This window comes from Haloferax sp. Atlit-10N, assembly GCF_003586325.1.
Lineage (GTDB): Archaea > Halobacteriota > Halobacteria > Halobacteriales > Haloferacaceae > Haloferax > Haloferax prahovense.
In genome coordinates this window covers 1-506 of sequence record NZ_PSYX01000122.1, presented here as the reverse complement: position 1 = coordinate 506, position 506 = coordinate 1, and the positions used below count along the sequence as shown (strand labels likewise).

Annotated in this window: 1 protein-coding gene; it reads left to right on the top strand. The window is 38.5% G+C overall.

Going from position 1 to position 506, the window contains the following annotated elements:
• Positions 1-170: 170 nt before the first annotated feature.
• The coding region (locus tag C5B91_RS22045; RefSeq protein WP_147374916.1) for a hypothetical protein at positions 171-506 on the top strand (336 nt) is incomplete at its 3' end.

Below are 506 nucleotides of genomic sequence, written 5' to 3'. Positions count from 1 at the left end.
AGCTTAGCTTCCAGAACGAAAACGAGGCGGTACAATCACATCAAGAAAAAATGTATAAGTTAGGTTCAGAATTAGATGAAGTTCGAGAAACGTTAGACCACTTAGAAAAGGAGATCGAAGACAAATTGAGGCTATTACCTGATGTGACGGCAACTTCTCAGTTTGACTAAGTGACACTAAACCAATACGAATACTATAAAAAAATAAACATGAGCTCAAATAAAATAGTAAAGAAATTACAAAGCGAGTATAGTGATGCTTATTCAGCCAAACAATACGAAGCAGTAGCGAGAGTCATAAAAAATAAAGAAGAACTGGGAGCAGTTCAATTTGAAGATATTGAACTAGAATCAGGGCCTGAAGCAGCAGTAATAGTGCGAATCGGAAATCAAACGTACTGTGCGGACCCTGAAGGAGAATATTGTGTCAAGCATGGAAAGAAAGGGAGTCAGCAGCCACCAGAGGGCAAAATAGAAGATGGGAAAGGGAACAATACGTTTGGTATT